The organism is Anaerotruncus sp. 80, assembly GCF_009936115.1.
GTDB classification, from domain to species: Bacteria; Bacillota; Clostridia; order Peptostreptococcales; family Anaerovoracaceae; genus Senimuribacter; species Senimuribacter intestinalis.
Genome location: NZ_QWES01000025.1, coordinates 1 through 15,323 on the forward strand (window position 1 = coordinate 1; position 15,323 = coordinate 15,323).

Genomic DNA, 15,323 nt, shown 5'->3' on the forward strand with positions numbered 1-15,323 from the left:
TGATATGTGTTTTTTAGGAATCCTTTTGGGACATTTTCTCTTGCGCTTTCTTAAGACATTATCACTTTTGGAGCAGATCGCAAAGAACATAAAAGAATATTTTAGTTGATAAATTTCAGTAATAATGGTATATTATTAAGATAGTGAAGAAACAATTGGAAGCCGGTACAGATTCCGGCGAAATGGAGGATTAATATGGCAGAGAACAAGAACAACATGCAGGACGAGGCTGATATCATCACTTTAGAGTTTGAAGACGGCGTTGAACTGGAATGTGAAATTATGGGTATTTTCGATCATGCCGGTAAGGATTACATTGCACTGATTCCATTAGATGATTCAGATGATGTTTATCTTTATGGATATAATGAAGTTGGCGAAGACGAATTTGAGCTGGTTGATATTGAAGATGAAGAACTGTTTAACAGTGTTGTACAGGAATTCGATGCAATTATGGCAGAAGCTGAATAAAGTACTGCCGAACGAAGGCTTGTAATTCATAAGGACCGCTTCTATGAGGCGGTTCTATTTTTGCGTGTGCCTAAAGCAGGTACTGATAAAATAAGGAGAAGGACGATGAAAAAATATGATATCATCATCGCAGGTGCAGGAGCCAGCGGTGTTTTTATGAGCTATGAGCTGACAAAGCTTTCTCATAAGGCAAGTGTTTTAATGCTGGATAAGGGAGCGCCGCTTGAGAAGAGAGTCTGTCCGATTAAGACAGGCAAGACGAAAACCTGTGTGAAATGCAGTCCGTGCCATATTATGAACGGCTACGGCGGCGCAGGAACTTTATCTGATGGAAAGTACAATATCACGACCCAGTTTGGTGGTGACTTGCACAAATATGTCGGAATAGACGAAGCGCTGGAATTGATGGAGTATGTGGACAGCGTACTTTGTTCCATGGGCGGTTCTGAAGCTAAGCTTTATTCCACTGCCGATTCTGATTTGAAAACTCGCTGCCTGCAGAATAATCTTCATCTGTTGGAGGCAAAGGTACGCCATCTGGGAACGGACAGAAATATTGAAATTCTTGGCAGAATTTTTGACTATATTAAGGAGAGAATCGACACTCAGTTTTATACGACCATAGAGGATGTGGAGCGTGCGGAAGATGGCAGCTTTGTGGTGCATACCAATAAGGGCGATTTTACGTGCGACAAGCTGGTACTTGCAACAGGAAGATCTGGATCCAAGTGGATTTCTGGTGTTTGCGACAAACTGGGAATTGAGCAGAAAAAGAACCGGGTTGATATCGGCGTCCGTGTTGAACTTCCAGCTGAGGTATTTAAACATATTACCGATGCAGTTTATGAGGGCAAAATTGTCTATAAGACAGATCGCTACAATGATATGGTGCGAACCTTTTGCATGAACCCTTGCGGTGAGGTGGTATCGGAGAATACCAATGGTATTGTTACGGTCAACGGACACAGTTATGGAGACCCGTCTCTGCATACGGAAAACACCAACTTTGCGCTTTTGGTATCCAACACTTTCACTGAGCCCTTTGAGGACAGCAATGAATATGGTGAATCTATTGCTCGTCTTTCCAACATGTTGGGTGGTGGTGTGCTGCTGCAGAGATTCGGTGATTTAGTAAAGGGACGCCGCAGCAGTGCAAGGCGCATGGAAAAATGTTTTACCCGCCCGACCCTTGGAGCAACGCCGGGGGATTTGAGTTTGGTGATTCCAAAGCGACAACTTGATAGTATCATTGAAATGATTTACGCTTTGGACAAAATTGCACCAGGAACGGCTAATGAAGATACGTTGCTTTATGGTGTAGAAGTCAAATTTTACAATTCTAAGGTGCGAGTTGATGAAAATCTGGAAACCTGTGTACCGGGGCTTTATGCCTTGGGTGATGGTTCTGGTGTGACACACTCTCTGTCGCAGGCTTCTGCCAGCGGGGTACATGTGGCAAGAATTTTAGCAGAGCAATATCGGTAAAACGTAGAGCTGCCACAGACTTACGGAAGAGTGTTTGCACCAAGATTGCCCTCAGGGTGATGGTTCACATAGAGATGCTAAAATGAATTACAGAACTTTACCCTTAGCTGGTTCAAAAAAAGGAAAATCTAACAGAGATTACAGTTAAAAGAGCAGTGGAGAACGACTTCTTTGTACTAATTTATTTGTATGAGGAGAAAATATAGGATAAAATCGGGTTGCGGAAGCAATCCACTCCTTTTTTGCCTGATTTGTAGATATATTTTCCTTTTTTATGGCAAACAAAGGGTAAAGTTCTGTAATGATAAAAAAATTTAGTGAAGGTATCAAGCTGACTGATGTCTGGCTCAAAGTAATGGGATTTGCCAGGGCAGGTTTATTCAGCGAAAGGAAATCATTCTCAGTTACAGTCAATGTATCAGGAAAAATACGAAGAAACTCTAAAAAATTTAAAAATTTTACTTGCATTTTTTCTGTAGTCATGTATAATAGAATAGTCGGCAGGAACACAGCTGATAAAATTAAATATGCGGTCTTGGCGGAATTGGCAGACGCGCACGGTTCAGGTCCGTGTGGGAAACCGTGGGGGTTCGAATCCCTTAGACCGCACCAAAGAAATAGATAGGCTTAGCCTATCTATTTTGCTATATATGGAATGAAATTTAATTTGAAGTCATTCGACTATGCAATTTATGGGATTTGACAAAATGTAGAGCCAGTTTTCGGGCTGCATAAAGAAATAGCGAAGCAGCTGAAACTGCTTCGCTAAAGAGTTTATTTTAATCTTAATTAATGCTCAAGCCAGCACTTGCATATCCTACAACAGTATTAACCAGTGTTAGACCGCTTGCCGATGCTGAGAATACCAGCATCAGTCGGGTTCCAGCAGTTACTGGAATGTTGAGTCCTGTGAGAGAACCATTTAATAATGTTCCAATGGATATGATTCCAGTAAGTGATGGTGTTAAGTTGATTAAAGTTCCAGGAATCGGAGAGAACACATTATTAGGTGTTGTGGATTGATAGATTTGTGCATTTACGGCGACAGTGGAGCCCACCAGAGAGAGTGCTGCTGTTGTGCTGAAAAATGCACTGAATGAGGTAATTGTGCCAGCACGAGGAACCTGAAAAGCAAAGTTTGAAAGCGTTCCTGCAGCATTTGTAATATTAATGCTGGAACCTAGTACTGTAAGTCCTTGCGCACTGCTTCCGAAACCAACAAAGGCAGGAAGTCCGGCAAGCCCACCAGCTACTGTTGTTAAAGCAACTGGAAGTCCTGAAGCAAATGGGATAATGGCACCGGTACCAGCAGGGCCAGTAGCACCGTCTGCACCAGCAGGACCGGTAGGACCGGCAGGGCCAGTAACACCGTCAGCGCCGGCAGGACCGGTAGGACCAGCAGGGCCAGTAACACCGTCTGCACCAGCAGGACCGGTAGGACCAGCAGGGCCAGTAACGCCATCTGCACCAGCAGGACCGGTAGGGCCAGCGGGACCAGTAACGCCATCAGCGCCAGTCGGACCAGTTGGACCAGTAACGCCATCAGCGCCAGCAGGACCGGTAGGACCAGCAGGACCAGTAACGCCATCGGCACCAGCAGGACCGGTAGGACCGGCAGGGCCAGTAACACCGTCAGCGCCAGCAGGACCGGTAGGACCAGTAACACCATTAGCGCCAGTCGGACCAGTTGGACCAGTAACGCCATCGGCGCCAGCAGGACCGGTCGGTCCAGTTGCACCGTCAGCGCCAGCAGGGCCAGTAGGACCAGTTACACCGTTAGCGCCAGTTGGACCGATAGGTCCAGTTGGTCCGGTTGGTCCGTCATCTCCAGGGCAGCCCTTTGGACCTTGGGTTCCCATTGGACCAGTAACACCTTGAATACCTTGTGCACCAGTAACACCTTGCGGCCCCATTGGTCCAGTAGGACCAGTCGGTCCTGTGATGCCAGGAATGCCTCTTGGACCCTGCGGCCCTATATCGCCCTGTGGACCGATGGGACCAGTTGGGCCGGTATTTCCTACTGGACCTTGTGGTCCAATATCACCTTTCGGTCCTTCGCAGCCGGGATCACCTTTTGGTCCGACATCACCGCGAACTCCCTGAATCCCCTGGATACCCTGTGGCCCTGCGTATCCTCTTGGACCTTCAAGACCTCTTGGTCCGGTATTGCCAGTAGGTCCAACCGGTCCCGTGTTTCCCCTTGGTCCTCTCGCACCAGGTGCGCCAGGAATACCCTGTGGTCCCATCGGTCCCTGTTCTCCTCTGTCACCTTTTGGACCAGGGCAGCCAGGATCACCTTTTTCTCCCTGAGGACCTTGCGGTCCCTGATCACCTTTTGGACAATCCTGTTCATGATTACAGCAAGGAGAAAAATATGGGTTGTCGTACTGATTTGTATTATAATTATATGAATTATTTGAATTCATATCAAACATATCCTTTCTATATTATTAACAAAAGGTTTTCTTGAAAATCGAAAACTTTTGACATATATATTATATGATAATTTTTTATGTTGGTTACAATACGCAGCGCCAAGTTTTTCTCATTGACATAGAAGGCACAGGTTATACGTTCAAGTCATCAAAATACTGCTTGTTATAAAGGTATGCTTTTGAATGAGGTTTACAAATTCCAGCACGCTCATTATATTCTTTTGCTTTTTGTCTATCTCCTAATTTGTCATAGCACACGCATAACTGTAAAAAAGGAACGTAATCATAGCAATCAGGCAAAATAAAACCACCAGCATACTCATTTCGATTTGCCTGCAGTGCATTTTTATACCAATAGATAGCATTTTGGTAGTTTTTGCGCTCTAAGAAATGTTTCCCAATCTGGCAGCATAATTCAGCTCTTGGTAAATCGAAAGAGAGACTGCGAAATAGAGTCAGAAGAGCAGAGGTCTCTTGATTTAATTGGTAATAGCAGTCGGCACAGATAGAACATGCTTCTAATTTATTTTCAATCCATCCTTCCGATGATGACATAAAACGTTCAAAAACTGAAATTGCTTCTTCATATTTTTGATGATAGTATAGTTCTCTTCCATAATAATATTGTTGCCTTGGATCCATAGGCCTTCCTGTGGACAGTTGTTTTTGGTATATTTTCAAGTTGCGATCAGGGTCTCCTGTACCGATCTTTCTGTGACAGACTGCAATGTCAGAATAAATTATCTTGCCATTTAGCGGAATTACTTCGTGAACGGCACCGACCCAACGGTGGTCTGGAGAGTTTTTTATCCAACGTTCTCTAAAATAGGAAAAAGAAGGATTGCCAGCTTCATCAAAGGCTGTATGATATTTCATCATTACGATATCGGTATCTAATGTTAGTGTCTGTTTGAGCTGTAGAAATTTTGGGGATTCTGTTTTTTCCAGAACATCGTCTGCATCTATCCACATGCAATAGTCCATAGATGCTTTGGAAAAAGCGTAGTTGCGGGCATCAGAAAAATCGTCTATCCAAGGATGGGTATAAATCTTCGATGTGTACTTAGATGCTATTTCTAATGTCTGGTCAGTTGAACCAGTATCTACAATAATTATTTCGTCTACAAGATTTGCGATATGATCAAGGCAGCGGGCAAGGTGTTTTTCCTCATTTTTAACAATCATACAAAGACTTATTGTGATCATATTTGGTCCTCCTATAGTTTTATTGTCTGTTGAGTTTTTGTATAATGATATTCATAGTCGTTCTGGCGGTATTGACAGAAGAAGACCATGTAAATTGCAAAGAAGTGTCATCATGAGTTTCAACGATAAAATATCTTGACAATTTTACCAATTCATTTCGTTTTTCAACATTGATGCATTCTGCATATAACGACTGATTAGAGTCATTAAAAAACGGCATCAATTCTATGGCGCCAGACGATTTTGCTGTTGTAGATAGATGATAATAAATTGTGTAATATCCTGGTTTTAAAATAATGGAACAGGAGTCATGGAGAGAAATATTTCCACTTGGATCTGGTATGTGTGTATTTAATGGAAGGAGAATCTCTTCTGGTAAAAGAGTTTCTGCATTAATGAATGATGCAAACACACTGTTTTGTGGATAGCCGGGAGGACCTTGCGGACCTTGTGCTCCAGGATCGCCTTTTGGTCCCATCGGTCCGGTTGCACCTTGCGGCCCTTGCGGACCGGTAACGCCTTGTGGACCGGTTTTACCGCGTTCTCCCTGAGGACCGCAAGGGCCGGGCTCGCCTCTTTGACCCATTGGTCCAGGTTCGCAATAGTAAGGGGATGGCATGTTTGTATACTGAGAAGCATCGGGTTTAGATGTGTTTTCTTCGGGCTTAAAATCTGGTGAGTTTTGTAATATATTTTGACGATTTTCTTTGCTGGGACGACTTTTCATACAAAATAAGTCCTGCGAATGAAACCACAGATTATGGTTATCCAATTGAAACCACCTCGTTATTATTTTTTGTTGTATTATGATACATTATATGCAGTAAAACTGGTTTGGGGATACATTTAAGATATAAAAGATGAATCATACTGCGTAAAGATAAAAAGCTTGTCACTGCTTTGTCAAATTTATGGTAGTATATTTTGACAAAATGAAGACGAAAGTATAGATTGATAATGCAGTTAGCCTACGCTAATAAAGGGGCGGAGGCATTGCTGTAGAAAGATCGTCTTTCAAATACGCTAAAAATTTTTCCGAGGCTTTAGAAAATACCTGATATTTTTTCCAAATGAGATAAAGGTTTGCAGTCAGTTTTGGTGCAAGTGGTCTGAAACACAATGTGCTGTCGCCTGTGGTATTGATGAGACCATCAAGGGTGATGGCATAGCCGAGACCTTCCTCTACCATCAGAGCTGCGTTGTAGATGAGATTATAGCGAATAATGATGTTTAGTTGTTCAAAGTCTGAACCATACCAGTCGCTCAGATCTGATTTGAGCAGACTCTGTCTGGAACACAGAAGCGGCAAATCTTTTAAATCTGCAGGCTCTATATAATCCTTGTTTGCTAAAGGGGCATCACGCCGCATTAGAACACCCCAGACATCTTGATAAGGTAGCTGCAAACTGTCATATTTGCTGATATCCACAGGCTGAATGACAATACCAAAATCTAAAAGTCCCTTATCCAGTTTTTCCATGACATCATCGGCATTGCCGCTGAACAATTGATAATGTATATGCGGCTGCTCATCGCCAAGGCGACAGGCAGCTTTTGCTAAGAGACGAATCGCCTGGGTCTCTCCTGCACCGATATGGACATTACCTGTAATCATATCTTCTACACTGTTAAACTCAGCTTGTGTCTTATCAGTCAAATCGATAATTTCCTGGGCTCGTTTACGCAGAAAACGACCTTCTTCCGTTAAGGTGATTTTTCGATTACCACGAATAAAGAGAGGACTTCCAAGTTCTTCTTCTAAATCCATTAGTTGTCGTGATAAGGTGGGCTGCGTCACATGAAGCTGCTGGGCGGCGGCTGTAATACTTTCTTCTCTGGCAACTGCCAGAAAATACCGTAACACTCTTAATTCCATTGAAGAACCTCCTTTTTCATGTTGAATCTATTATAAGCGGACATTTACTATACTGTCAACCATGCTTTTTGTCTATATGAGAGTATTCTTTATAAGTATTTGTTATTAGAAAGATGCGTAAGTATAATGGAAATGAAGGAGGCGAACAAATGAAAGAGCAGAGGGCATGTGATACAGGGCTGCTTCAAAATCTGGAAGATGCAGGATGCAGCAATGCGACCATCGAACAGGTTTTGGCATGCTGTGGAGAAAGAGAATACGACAGACGGCTGCAGATTTTATGCAGATACAGGTGCCAGCTTTTAGAGCAGGTTCATGAAGAGCAGAAGAAATTGGATTGCCTCGATTATCTCATTTACACCATAAAAAAACAGAAAAAGGAGAAGGAACATGATCTATAAAGATTTTCAGGACTTAAAATTGTCAGCTTTAGGCTTTGGCGCTATGCGGCTTCCGACCGTGGACGGAAAGGATGCTGAAATTGACAAACAGGCAGCATCTGCTATGGTCAGCGAGGCGATGAAAAAGGGAATCAACTATTACGATACAGCATGGGGCTATCACGAGGGAAACTCTGAACTGATTATGGGAGAAATTCTTTCAGAATATCCGAGAGACAGCTTCTACCTTGCGACAAAGTTTCCCGGCTACGACCTTTCTAACATGGATAAAGTCGAAGAGATTTTTGAGAAGCAGCTGGAAAAGTGCAGGGCTGACCATTTCGATTTTTATTTATTCCACAATGTGTGCGAGATGAATATTGACGCATATTTGGACGAAAGTCATGGCATCTTTGCATATTTGATGGAGCAGAAGAAAAATGGACGAATTAAACATCTGGGATTTTCTGCTCACGGAGAAGCTCCTGTAATGAGACGATTTTTGGAAAAGTACGGCAAAGAGATGGAGTTTTGTCAGATTCAGCTGAACTATCTGGATTTGAAGTTCCAGGATGCGCAGGCAAAGCTGGAACTTTTGAAAGAATATGAAATTCCCGTATGGGTGATGGAACCTCTGCGCGGTGGTAGACTTGCAAACCTCACCGAAGAGGAAATTGCAAAATTAGCTGCACTTCGTCCTGACGAAACTTCGGTATCTTGGGCTTTCAGATTCCTGCAATCCATTCCGGAGGTTACGATGATCCTTTCCGGCATGTCAAACATGGAGCAGCTTCTTGCAAATATCGAAACTTTTGAGACTGAAAAGTCTTTGAATCAGAATGAGCAGAGAGTACTGCAGAAAATTGCAGATGAGATGGCGGCAAAGGTGGCGCTACCTTGCACTGAATGTCGTTACTGTACGACTCACTGTCCGCAGGGTCTTGATATTCCGTATCTGCTTTCTCTGTATAATGAGCATCGTTCAACCACTTTGGCAGGAGGTATGAGTTTCATCGCGCCGATGGCGCTTTCTGCTGTGGAAAAGGAAAAACAGCCGAGTGCATGTATCGGATGCGGAAGCTGCGAGGCTGTATGTCCGCAGCAGATCAAAATTTCCCAGGCAATGAAAGAATTCGTAGGCGCTTTGGGCATGTAAGAGCAGGCAGAAGATTGGACTGAAAAGAATAGACGGAGGTTAAGAAAGTGGAAAGAAAAGAGTTATCCATATTTCCTATGGGAAATACAAATGATGGTTTTGCACAGTATTTTACGGGACAGAGCTATTTGAATATGCTGTCGTTGAAGCAGGTTGTCATCGGTAACGTGACCTTTGAGCCGGGTTGCCGCAACAACTGGCATATTCACCATGCCGATAAAGGAGGCGGACAGATTTTGCTGGTAACGGCAGGGCGCGGTTATTATCAGGCGTGGGGCGAAGAAGCAAGAGAGCTTCATCCCGGCGATGTGGTGAATATTCCAAGGGGTGTAAAACATTGGCACGGTGCGGCAAAGGACAGCTGGTTTGCGCATCTTGCTATCGAGGTGCCTGCTGAAAACGGTAGCAATGAGTGGCTGGAACCGGTTTCCGATGAGGAGTATGGAAAACTGAAATAGGAGACGCATTATGAAGGAGTACGATAACAGCTTTTATGAAATACAAAAAGCTTTTTTAGAAAATGAAATTGCAGAGTATGGTTTAGCGGATGGCAAACTCCGAGGCATGGTTGGGTTGGTTTGTTTGACAGCAATTCAGACCTTACAGGAGACTCCCGAAAAGGTGCAGGCGTGTATTGCTGCAGGAGTATCTGTGACAGAAATCAAAGAGGCGATGTATCAGGCAGCGCCGTACATCGGATATCCAAGAGTCAGTGCAGCCCTTGCAGTAGTCAATGAGACTCTTTGCGCGCTTGGTATAGAGCCGCAGGGGGAAGATATGTCTGAGACAACGGCAGATACACGATTTGAGAAAGGGCTGGCTGTGCAGATTAGTATTTTCGGCGATCAAATTCGTAGGATGAGAGAAAGTGCTCCTGCAGAAACAAAACATATACAGGACTGCCTGTCTGCTAACTGCTTTGGTGACTATTATACGCGGGGATATTTGGATTTAAAGGTTCGCGAGCTCCTTACTTTTACGGCAATTATTTCTATCGGTGGCTGCGATCCTCAGGCAAAAGCCCATGCCGCAGGAAATTTATCTGTGGGAAATACTAAGAAGCTTTTGATTGAGACGGTAACCACATGTCTGCCGTATATCGGCTATCCGAGAACCCTCAATGCTCTTACATGCATTGAAGAGGTATGTAAATAAAAGAAGATAAAAGGAGTAATTAATAATGAGTAAAACTTTAGTTGCGTATTTTTCTGCCAGTGGGGTGACTGCAGGCGTTGCAAAGAAGACTGCAGAAGCTTGCGGCGGTGATTTATATGAAATTAAGCCGGAAGTGCCGTACACCTCTGCAGATTTAAACTGGATGGATAAAAAATCCCGCAGTACCGTGGAAATGAACGACAAAGCTGCAAGACCTGCCATTGCGGACATGGTCAGCGGCATGGAAGGCTACGATACAGTGCTGATAGGCTTTCCAATTTGGTGGTATACAGCGCCAAGAATTATCGAAACATTTTTGGAAAGTTATGACTTTTCAGGAAAGCAGATTGCTGTATTTGCTACATCCGGCGGCAGTGGTCTGGGCGGAACTGAGGCTGATTTACAAGCTGTTTGCAAAGGCTCTGCAAAATGGCTGCCAGGCAGGCTTTTGCCGGGCAGAGTAAGAGAAGCAGAGGTCGCAGCGTGGCTTTCTGAGATCAATCTCGAAAAAAAGTAATTGAAAAAGAAATCCCTATCGATGCGGAAAGAGTGTGCAGATAGGGATTTTATATTGCTTCGCTGTGAATAGGTACGGTATCCTGCTTGAATCAGGAATCTGTTTATGATAAAATAAAAAAACAGAGGAGGGATTGTATGGAAGTACGCTACATCAAAGCAGACGATGACAGAGTGGCAATCAGTAAAGTATACGAGGAAAGCTGGAAGTATACCTATCGCGGCATAATCCCGCAGGACTATTTGGATTCGATTCCTACAGGAAAGTGGGCGCAAAATCTGGATTGTGAGGGATGGGAGACAATGGTTTTAATAGAATATGGAGAAATTATGGGAACCAGTAGCTTCTGTAAGTCTCGTTTTGAACAGTTTGCAGAGCAGGGAGAGATCATCTCAATCTATCTGTTGCCCGATTATATGGGAAAGGGTTATGGAAAGATTCTTTTAGAATCCGTTGTTATGGAGTTGAAGGCACAGGGATATGAAGAAGCATTTTTGTGGGTTCTTGAGGAAAATGTCAGTGCGAGGCGTTTTTATGAGAAGTTCGGTTTTCAGCAGACGGATGATGTTTTTGAGGATTGTATTGGCGGTAAAAACCTGCGCGAAATTCGATATCGATATAGACTGCAGTAACCTTAGTTTGTGGTAACAATATATAAGAGAGGTAAAACTATGAAGGATAAAGCGATTCAATATTTGGAAAAAAATAGATTGCTGCATATTGCCATGCTAGAATCCATTCGCAGGGGTACAGCTGAGTTTTTAGACGCCTCAGAGGATGGGGTGCTGCTTTTGGATCAAAGTAGTAATGTTCACATGCTGGCAGCCGCAAGTTTAGAAAAGGGGAAAGACCTGATAGACTGCATTACAGACTGCTATCAGCTTGTTTTGTGCCAGGAGGAACTGGTACCTTACGCTTCAGAGAAGTTTGGATTGTACACTTTTTTTCCATGCAAGAAGGTCGCGCGCTTTTCTAAGGAAAAAGTGGAACTTGAGACAGACCTGCGTATTGAGCGCGCAAACGCGGAATATATTGCGAAAATTAAAGAAGTTTATCATACCATTCCACCGGAAGAAGTAGACGAAATCAGCCGCCGCGGCAATTTATTCTGCGCCTTTGCAGGCGAGGACTTTGTAGGATTTTCGGGAAATCACCTGGATGGCAGTCTGGGCCTTTTGGATATTTTTCCGACATATCAGAGACGCGGCTATGGCGAGGCGCTGGAACGGTTTATGATCAACTACATGATTGACAAAGGCGACATCCCTTATGGAGAAATCGTCATCGGCAATGAAGCTTCTGAAGCATTGCAAAGAAAGCTAGGATTTGAAATTTCAAAGGAGACTATCACTTGGCTACTATAAAATGCCAATTGTAGGGGAAAAGCGACCACTTATCAAAAATCGGGAGAGCTTTGATAGAGAAAATGCTAAAATATACCGATTAGCAGAATAAGGAGGTTGCACAGGTGGAGATTAAAATAGAAATAGACGAAGTTTGCACCGAATCAGAAGTCACCATTAGAACCAGCTGTATGACGGAAGAAATTCACGAACTGATTCAAAGGTTGTCCAGTGCAAAGCAGAATCTGCTGGCGGGATTTTTGGACGACATGGTTTATTTGCTTGATCCGAAAGATATCGTTAGATTTTACGCACTGGAACAAAAGGTCTTCGCGCAGACTTTGGAGGGGGAATTTGTAATCAGGCTGAGACTTTATGAACTTGAGGGAAGGCTGGATCAGAAGTTGTTTCTGCGTATTTCCAATTCAGAAATTGTAAACCTAAAGCATATCGCAAAGCTGGATTTAAGCTTTAGCGGCACCATTTGCATGACGCTGACCAATGGAGAAAATGTTTTCGCGTCGAGGCGCAATGTAGCGCATATTAAACGAATTTTGGGTATTTAGATTCATGCCAGAAGATATCGAAAATGCAAAGAGGCTACTGCAAAATGAAATAATAGATTGCACCATTTAGGGCAAAAATGCTGATAATGGTGCAGACGTGAACGGGGGAATTTATGAGAATTATAAATTTCCCTCTTTTCTTTTTGAAAAACTATGTTATAATATTATATGTTGGCGACGGGGTATGGCGCAGTTGGTAGCGCGCTGTGTTCGGGACGCAGAGGCCGTCAGTTCGAGCCTGACTACTCCGACCAATGTAAACTGCCGAAGATATTGAGTAATCAGTATGGTCGGCAGTTTTTTTATGTCGGAAATGCGTTGTGCAAATCTATCATTCGCATATTTTTATCCTTGACTGCGGCATTGCAAACGCATGAAAGATTGCGTTAGCTGTCAAAAATCCACCATCTGAACTCACGCAGCAAGGTCAAAGTGTACCAGCTTTTGTTAGCGAAATCCCTGGCTGACCGGAATGCGGAAGCGTAGCGCCAACATCAAAGTTTTTTTCGAGATTCTTGCGTTTGCACGCAATATTTCGCAAAAATTGAAATACGGTTGGCGTTTTTTCAAAATGAAAAGAAGCAAACCGCCCGATTAACGCAAGAATCAAAAAATTTTTTGGCGGAGTTGGCATTTTCATGAGAGCGAACGCAAGAATTTAGATAAAAAATGTTGAAGTTGGCGCTCAACAGTATGTTGCAATAATAAGGATTTTGTCAATGTTATATTTTTCGTGTGTTTGCCGTGCAATGAACGGTGAAAGCTATTGCAGCGATGAAGAAATTATTATATAATACGACTAAACGAAGCAAGTTTTCCCAGAAGCAAAAGAGGTAAGTGATGGATAGAAATTTTGCATTATTAGGACTGAGAGAGGACGCTACGAAGGAGCAGGTAAAGGCGGCCTACGCGAAGCGGCTGACAAAATATAAAAGCGCTGATTATGAGGACGATCCGGAGTATGTCAGAAGAAAGATTGCGGAACTGAACGAAGCGTATGCCAGAGCATATCAAAGAGCCGGTGGAAGTCCAGGGGGCACTGATCTTTCGGAAAGAACGCTGACCAGAATGCGGGAGGCGGACGAAGATAAAGCGCGAAGAGACCGCAGAAAAGCAAAGGAACAGCAGTATGAGAAAAGACGGCAGGAGATGGAAGGGGAAGAATTTCATCCGCTGCAGAAGCTGAGACTGGAACGGGAAGAGGTAAACTCTAACAGTAGTGAAAAGCGAGAATTTAAGACGCCGGACTTATCTGCTTTCAAGACAAAGGCGGAGGAATTTCGAGATAGTATAAAAGAAAATCTAAAAGAAAACTTCGGAGAAGCAAATGCATCGCAGGAAGATGCGACGCAGCCGCCGTCTCTTGGAGATGCGGCTGCCAGGAGTCAGAATAGCAGCGGGCATGCTGAAGGTAACTTTGACGGCTCCGGACTGAAAGTAATCGCAGGTATCCTTTTAATCATCGCAGTTTCATTATTCAGTATGTGTGATGGAAGCGATACAAACTACTACGATGATAACTGGGATACGGTCTATTCGACATCAGATTACAGTGACGAAGACTGGGAAGTACAGAGTATTGCAGAAAGTGTACGCAGTGTTATCTTTTACGACTTGGAAATTACAGACGACCTCGTAGAGGTTGACGATGATGAGGAGAGACTGCAGAAAGCAGCAGATAAGTTTGCAGAGCGCTACACAGATTACAGTACGATAGCGGATTTGTGCAGGAATTTGTATGGGAGAGTCGACTCATTTTATGTAAGCGACAGCGATGACATATTTTCTCAGGTTGAGGCGGTACTAGAGTATTATCAGTTTCCGTCTGTGAACGAAGTAATCGGATATATCAACCCGTATACGGGAAAAAGTATTAAAAATAGAACCGGATATTTGTTATATTTAAACCGTTATTACAAAGAAGAACAGGAGTCGTAAGGCTCCTGTTTTTGTCTATACGCGGTCAATCCGTACGAAATCGGCGAAATCGTATGGGGTTATTTTGTTTCTAAGGCAGCCTCTTTCATAATAGAAACACTGGCACTTGCGCCGATTCTGTCTGCGCCGGCAGCAATCATTTTTTGCACATCAGTATAGGTTCTGATACCGCCGGAGGCTTTGACCTGCATCGTATCACCTACGGTTTTTTTCATCAGCCTCACGTGATACGGGGTAGCGCCGCCGCCTGCAAATCCCGTCGACGTTTTTACAAAGGCTGCACCGGCAGCTTGCGCCAGATGGCAGGCTGTGATGATTTTTTCGTCGGTTAGAAGGCAGGTTTCTAAAATTACTTTTACGGCAGCCTCATATGCGGCAGCGGCAGAAACCACTGCGGCTATATCATCTCTGACGTAATCGTATTTTCCTGATTTTAGCATGCCTACATGGAGAACCATATCAATTTCCTTTGCACCAGCTTTGCAGGCTTCTTCCGTTTCAAAGACCTTAGAAGCAGTGGTGCAGGCGCCGAGCGGAAATCCTACGACAGCTGCGATTTTTACATCGCTGTCAGAAAGCTGGCTGGCAGCAAAGGAAACGTAAGAAGAGTTGACGCAGACGGAATAAAAGCCGTAGTCTTTTGCTTCACGGCAAAGGGTAGCAATCTGATCTTCAGTTGCATCCGGTTTTAGTTGTGTATGGTCAAAATATTGATTAAGTTTCATACAGGGAGCCTCCAAAATTTCGATTTTCTATGTCCTTATTTTACCACATTTTTTCTCTTACATTAAGACA

18 protein-coding genes and 2 tRNA genes are annotated in these 15,323 nt (G+C 43.6%); 13 read left to right on the forward strand and 7 right to left on the reverse strand.

The features are described 5' to 3' along the window. Window positions 1-195: 195 nt before the first annotated feature. Window positions 196-471 carry a DUF1292 domain-containing protein gene (locus D1155_RS12420; protein ID WP_160202734.1) on the forward strand — a complete coding sequence of 92 codons (276 nt, stop codon included), beginning with the start codon at window positions 196-198 and terminating at the stop codon, window positions 469-471. 105 nt (window positions 472-576) lie between these two features. Then, window positions 577-1,956, forward strand: coding sequence for an NAD(P)/FAD-dependent oxidoreductase (locus D1155_RS12425; protein ID WP_160202735.1), 1,380 nt, complete (start codon window positions 577-579; stop codon window positions 1,954-1,956). Between the two features lie 144 nt (window positions 1,957-2,100). Here D1155_RS12425 and D1155_RS12430 read toward each other — a convergent pair whose 3' ends face one another. Beyond that, window positions 2,101-2,439, reverse strand: coding sequence for a hypothetical protein (locus D1155_RS12430; protein ID WP_160202736.1), 339 nt, complete (start codon window positions 2,437-2,439; stop codon window positions 2,101-2,103). 46 nt (window positions 2,440-2,485) lie between these two features. Between D1155_RS12430 and D1155_RS12435 the strand changes: the two genes are divergently transcribed. Beyond that, window positions 2,486-2,568: transfer RNA gene (locus D1155_RS12435), tRNA-Leu, on the forward strand. A gap of 173 nt (window positions 2,569-2,741) precedes the next feature. Here the strand turns inward: D1155_RS12435 and D1155_RS12440 are convergent. The 4 genes from D1155_RS12440 to D1155_RS12455 all read right to left on the reverse strand — a co-directional run bounded on the left by D1155_RS12440 (window position 2,742) and on the right by D1155_RS12455 (window position 7,473). Beyond that, the gene (locus tag D1155_RS12440; RefSeq protein ID WP_338546529.1) at window positions 2,742-4,382 is read right to left on the reverse strand and encodes an exosporium glycoprotein BclB-related protein; all 1,641 of its coding nucleotides are present in this window, start codon (window positions 4,380-4,382) and stop codon (window positions 2,742-2,744) included. A gap of 141 nt (window positions 4,383-4,523) precedes the next feature. After that, complete coding sequence (locus tag D1155_RS12445) at window positions 4,524-5,597, reverse strand: glycosyltransferase (RefSeq protein ID WP_160202738.1); 1,074 nt, start codon at window positions 5,595-5,597, stop codon at window positions 4,524-4,526. A gap of 19 nt (window positions 5,598-5,616) precedes the next feature. Beyond that, complete coding sequence (locus tag D1155_RS16020) at window positions 5,617-6,369, reverse strand: hypothetical protein (protein WP_275557853.1); 753 nt, start codon at window positions 6,367-6,369, stop codon at window positions 5,617-5,619. A 201-nt stretch (window positions 6,370-6,570) separates the two neighbouring features. Continuing rightward, on the reverse strand, window positions 6,571-7,473 hold the full coding sequence (locus tag D1155_RS12455) for a LysR family transcriptional regulator (protein WP_160202739.1): 903 nt from the start codon (window positions 7,471-7,473) through the stop codon (window positions 6,571-6,573). A 149-nt stretch (window positions 7,474-7,622) separates the two neighbouring features. On the opposite strand from D1155_RS12455, the gene D1155_RS12460 reads away from it, so the two are divergent. The 9 genes from D1155_RS12460 (at window position 7,623) to D1155_RS12500 (ending at window position 12,844) form a co-directional block, all read left to right on the forward strand. Then, complete coding sequence (locus D1155_RS12460) at window positions 7,623-7,874, forward strand: hypothetical protein (RefSeq protein WP_160202740.1); 252 nt, start codon at window positions 7,623-7,625, stop codon at window positions 7,872-7,874. After that, on the forward strand, window positions 7,864-9,009 hold the full coding sequence (locus D1155_RS12465) for an aldo/keto reductase (RefSeq protein WP_160202741.1): 1,146 nt from the start codon (window positions 7,864-7,866) through the stop codon (window positions 9,007-9,009). Before D1155_RS12460 ends, D1155_RS12465 begins: the two co-directional genes overlap by 11 nt. A gap of 77 nt (window positions 9,010-9,086) precedes the next feature. Next, window positions 9,087-9,467, forward strand: coding sequence for a cupin domain-containing protein (locus tag D1155_RS12470; RefSeq protein ID WP_160202793.1), 381 nt, complete (start codon window positions 9,087-9,089; stop codon window positions 9,465-9,467). A 10-nt stretch (window positions 9,468-9,477) separates the two neighbouring features. After that, window positions 9,478-10,164, forward strand: coding sequence for a carboxymuconolactone decarboxylase family protein (locus tag D1155_RS12475; RefSeq protein WP_160202742.1), 687 nt, complete (start codon window positions 9,478-9,480; stop codon window positions 10,162-10,164). Between the two features lie 25 nt (window positions 10,165-10,189). After that, the gene (locus tag D1155_RS12480; protein WP_160202743.1) at window positions 10,190-10,681 is read left to right on the forward strand and encodes a flavodoxin; all 492 of its coding nucleotides are present in this window, start codon (window positions 10,190-10,192) and stop codon (window positions 10,679-10,681) included. A 137-nt stretch (window positions 10,682-10,818) separates the two neighbouring features. Beyond that, complete coding sequence (locus D1155_RS12485; protein WP_160202744.1) at window positions 10,819-11,313, forward strand: GNAT family N-acetyltransferase; 495 nt, start codon at window positions 10,819-10,821, stop codon at window positions 11,311-11,313. A 39-nt stretch (window positions 11,314-11,352) separates the two neighbouring features. After that, window positions 11,353-12,045, forward strand: coding sequence for a GNAT family N-acetyltransferase (locus tag D1155_RS12490; protein WP_160202745.1), 693 nt, complete (start codon window positions 11,353-11,355; stop codon window positions 12,043-12,045). Window positions 12,046-12,149: 104 nt separating this feature from the next. Next, window positions 12,150-12,590: a LytTR family DNA-binding domain-containing protein gene (locus D1155_RS12495; protein ID WP_160202746.1), complete on the forward strand. Its 441-nt coding sequence runs from the start codon at window positions 12,150-12,152 to the stop codon at window positions 12,588-12,590. Between the two features lie 178 nt (window positions 12,591-12,768). Further along, window positions 12,769-12,844 (forward strand) — tRNA-Pro (locus D1155_RS12500). 173 nt (window positions 12,845-13,017) lie between these two features. On the opposite strand, the gene D1155_RS12505 is transcribed toward D1155_RS12500, so the two are convergent. Then, entirely contained in the window at window positions 13,018-13,230 is a 213-nt protein-coding gene (locus D1155_RS12505; protein ID WP_160202747.1) for a hypothetical protein, read from the reverse strand. A 200-nt stretch (window positions 13,231-13,430) separates the two neighbouring features. Here D1155_RS12505 and D1155_RS12510 point away from each other — a divergent pair, with 200 nt between their 5' ends. Beyond that, entirely contained in the window at window positions 13,431-14,528 is a 1,098-nt protein-coding gene (locus D1155_RS12510; protein ID WP_160202748.1) for a hypothetical protein, read from the forward strand. A 59-nt stretch (window positions 14,529-14,587) separates the two neighbouring features. On the opposite strand, the gene deoC is transcribed toward D1155_RS12510, so the two are convergent. Further along, complete coding sequence (gene deoC, locus D1155_RS12515) at window positions 14,588-15,253, reverse strand: deoxyribose-phosphate aldolase (protein ID WP_160202749.1); 666 nt, start codon at window positions 15,251-15,253, stop codon at window positions 14,588-14,590. Window positions 15,254-15,323 lie beyond the last annotated feature (70 nt).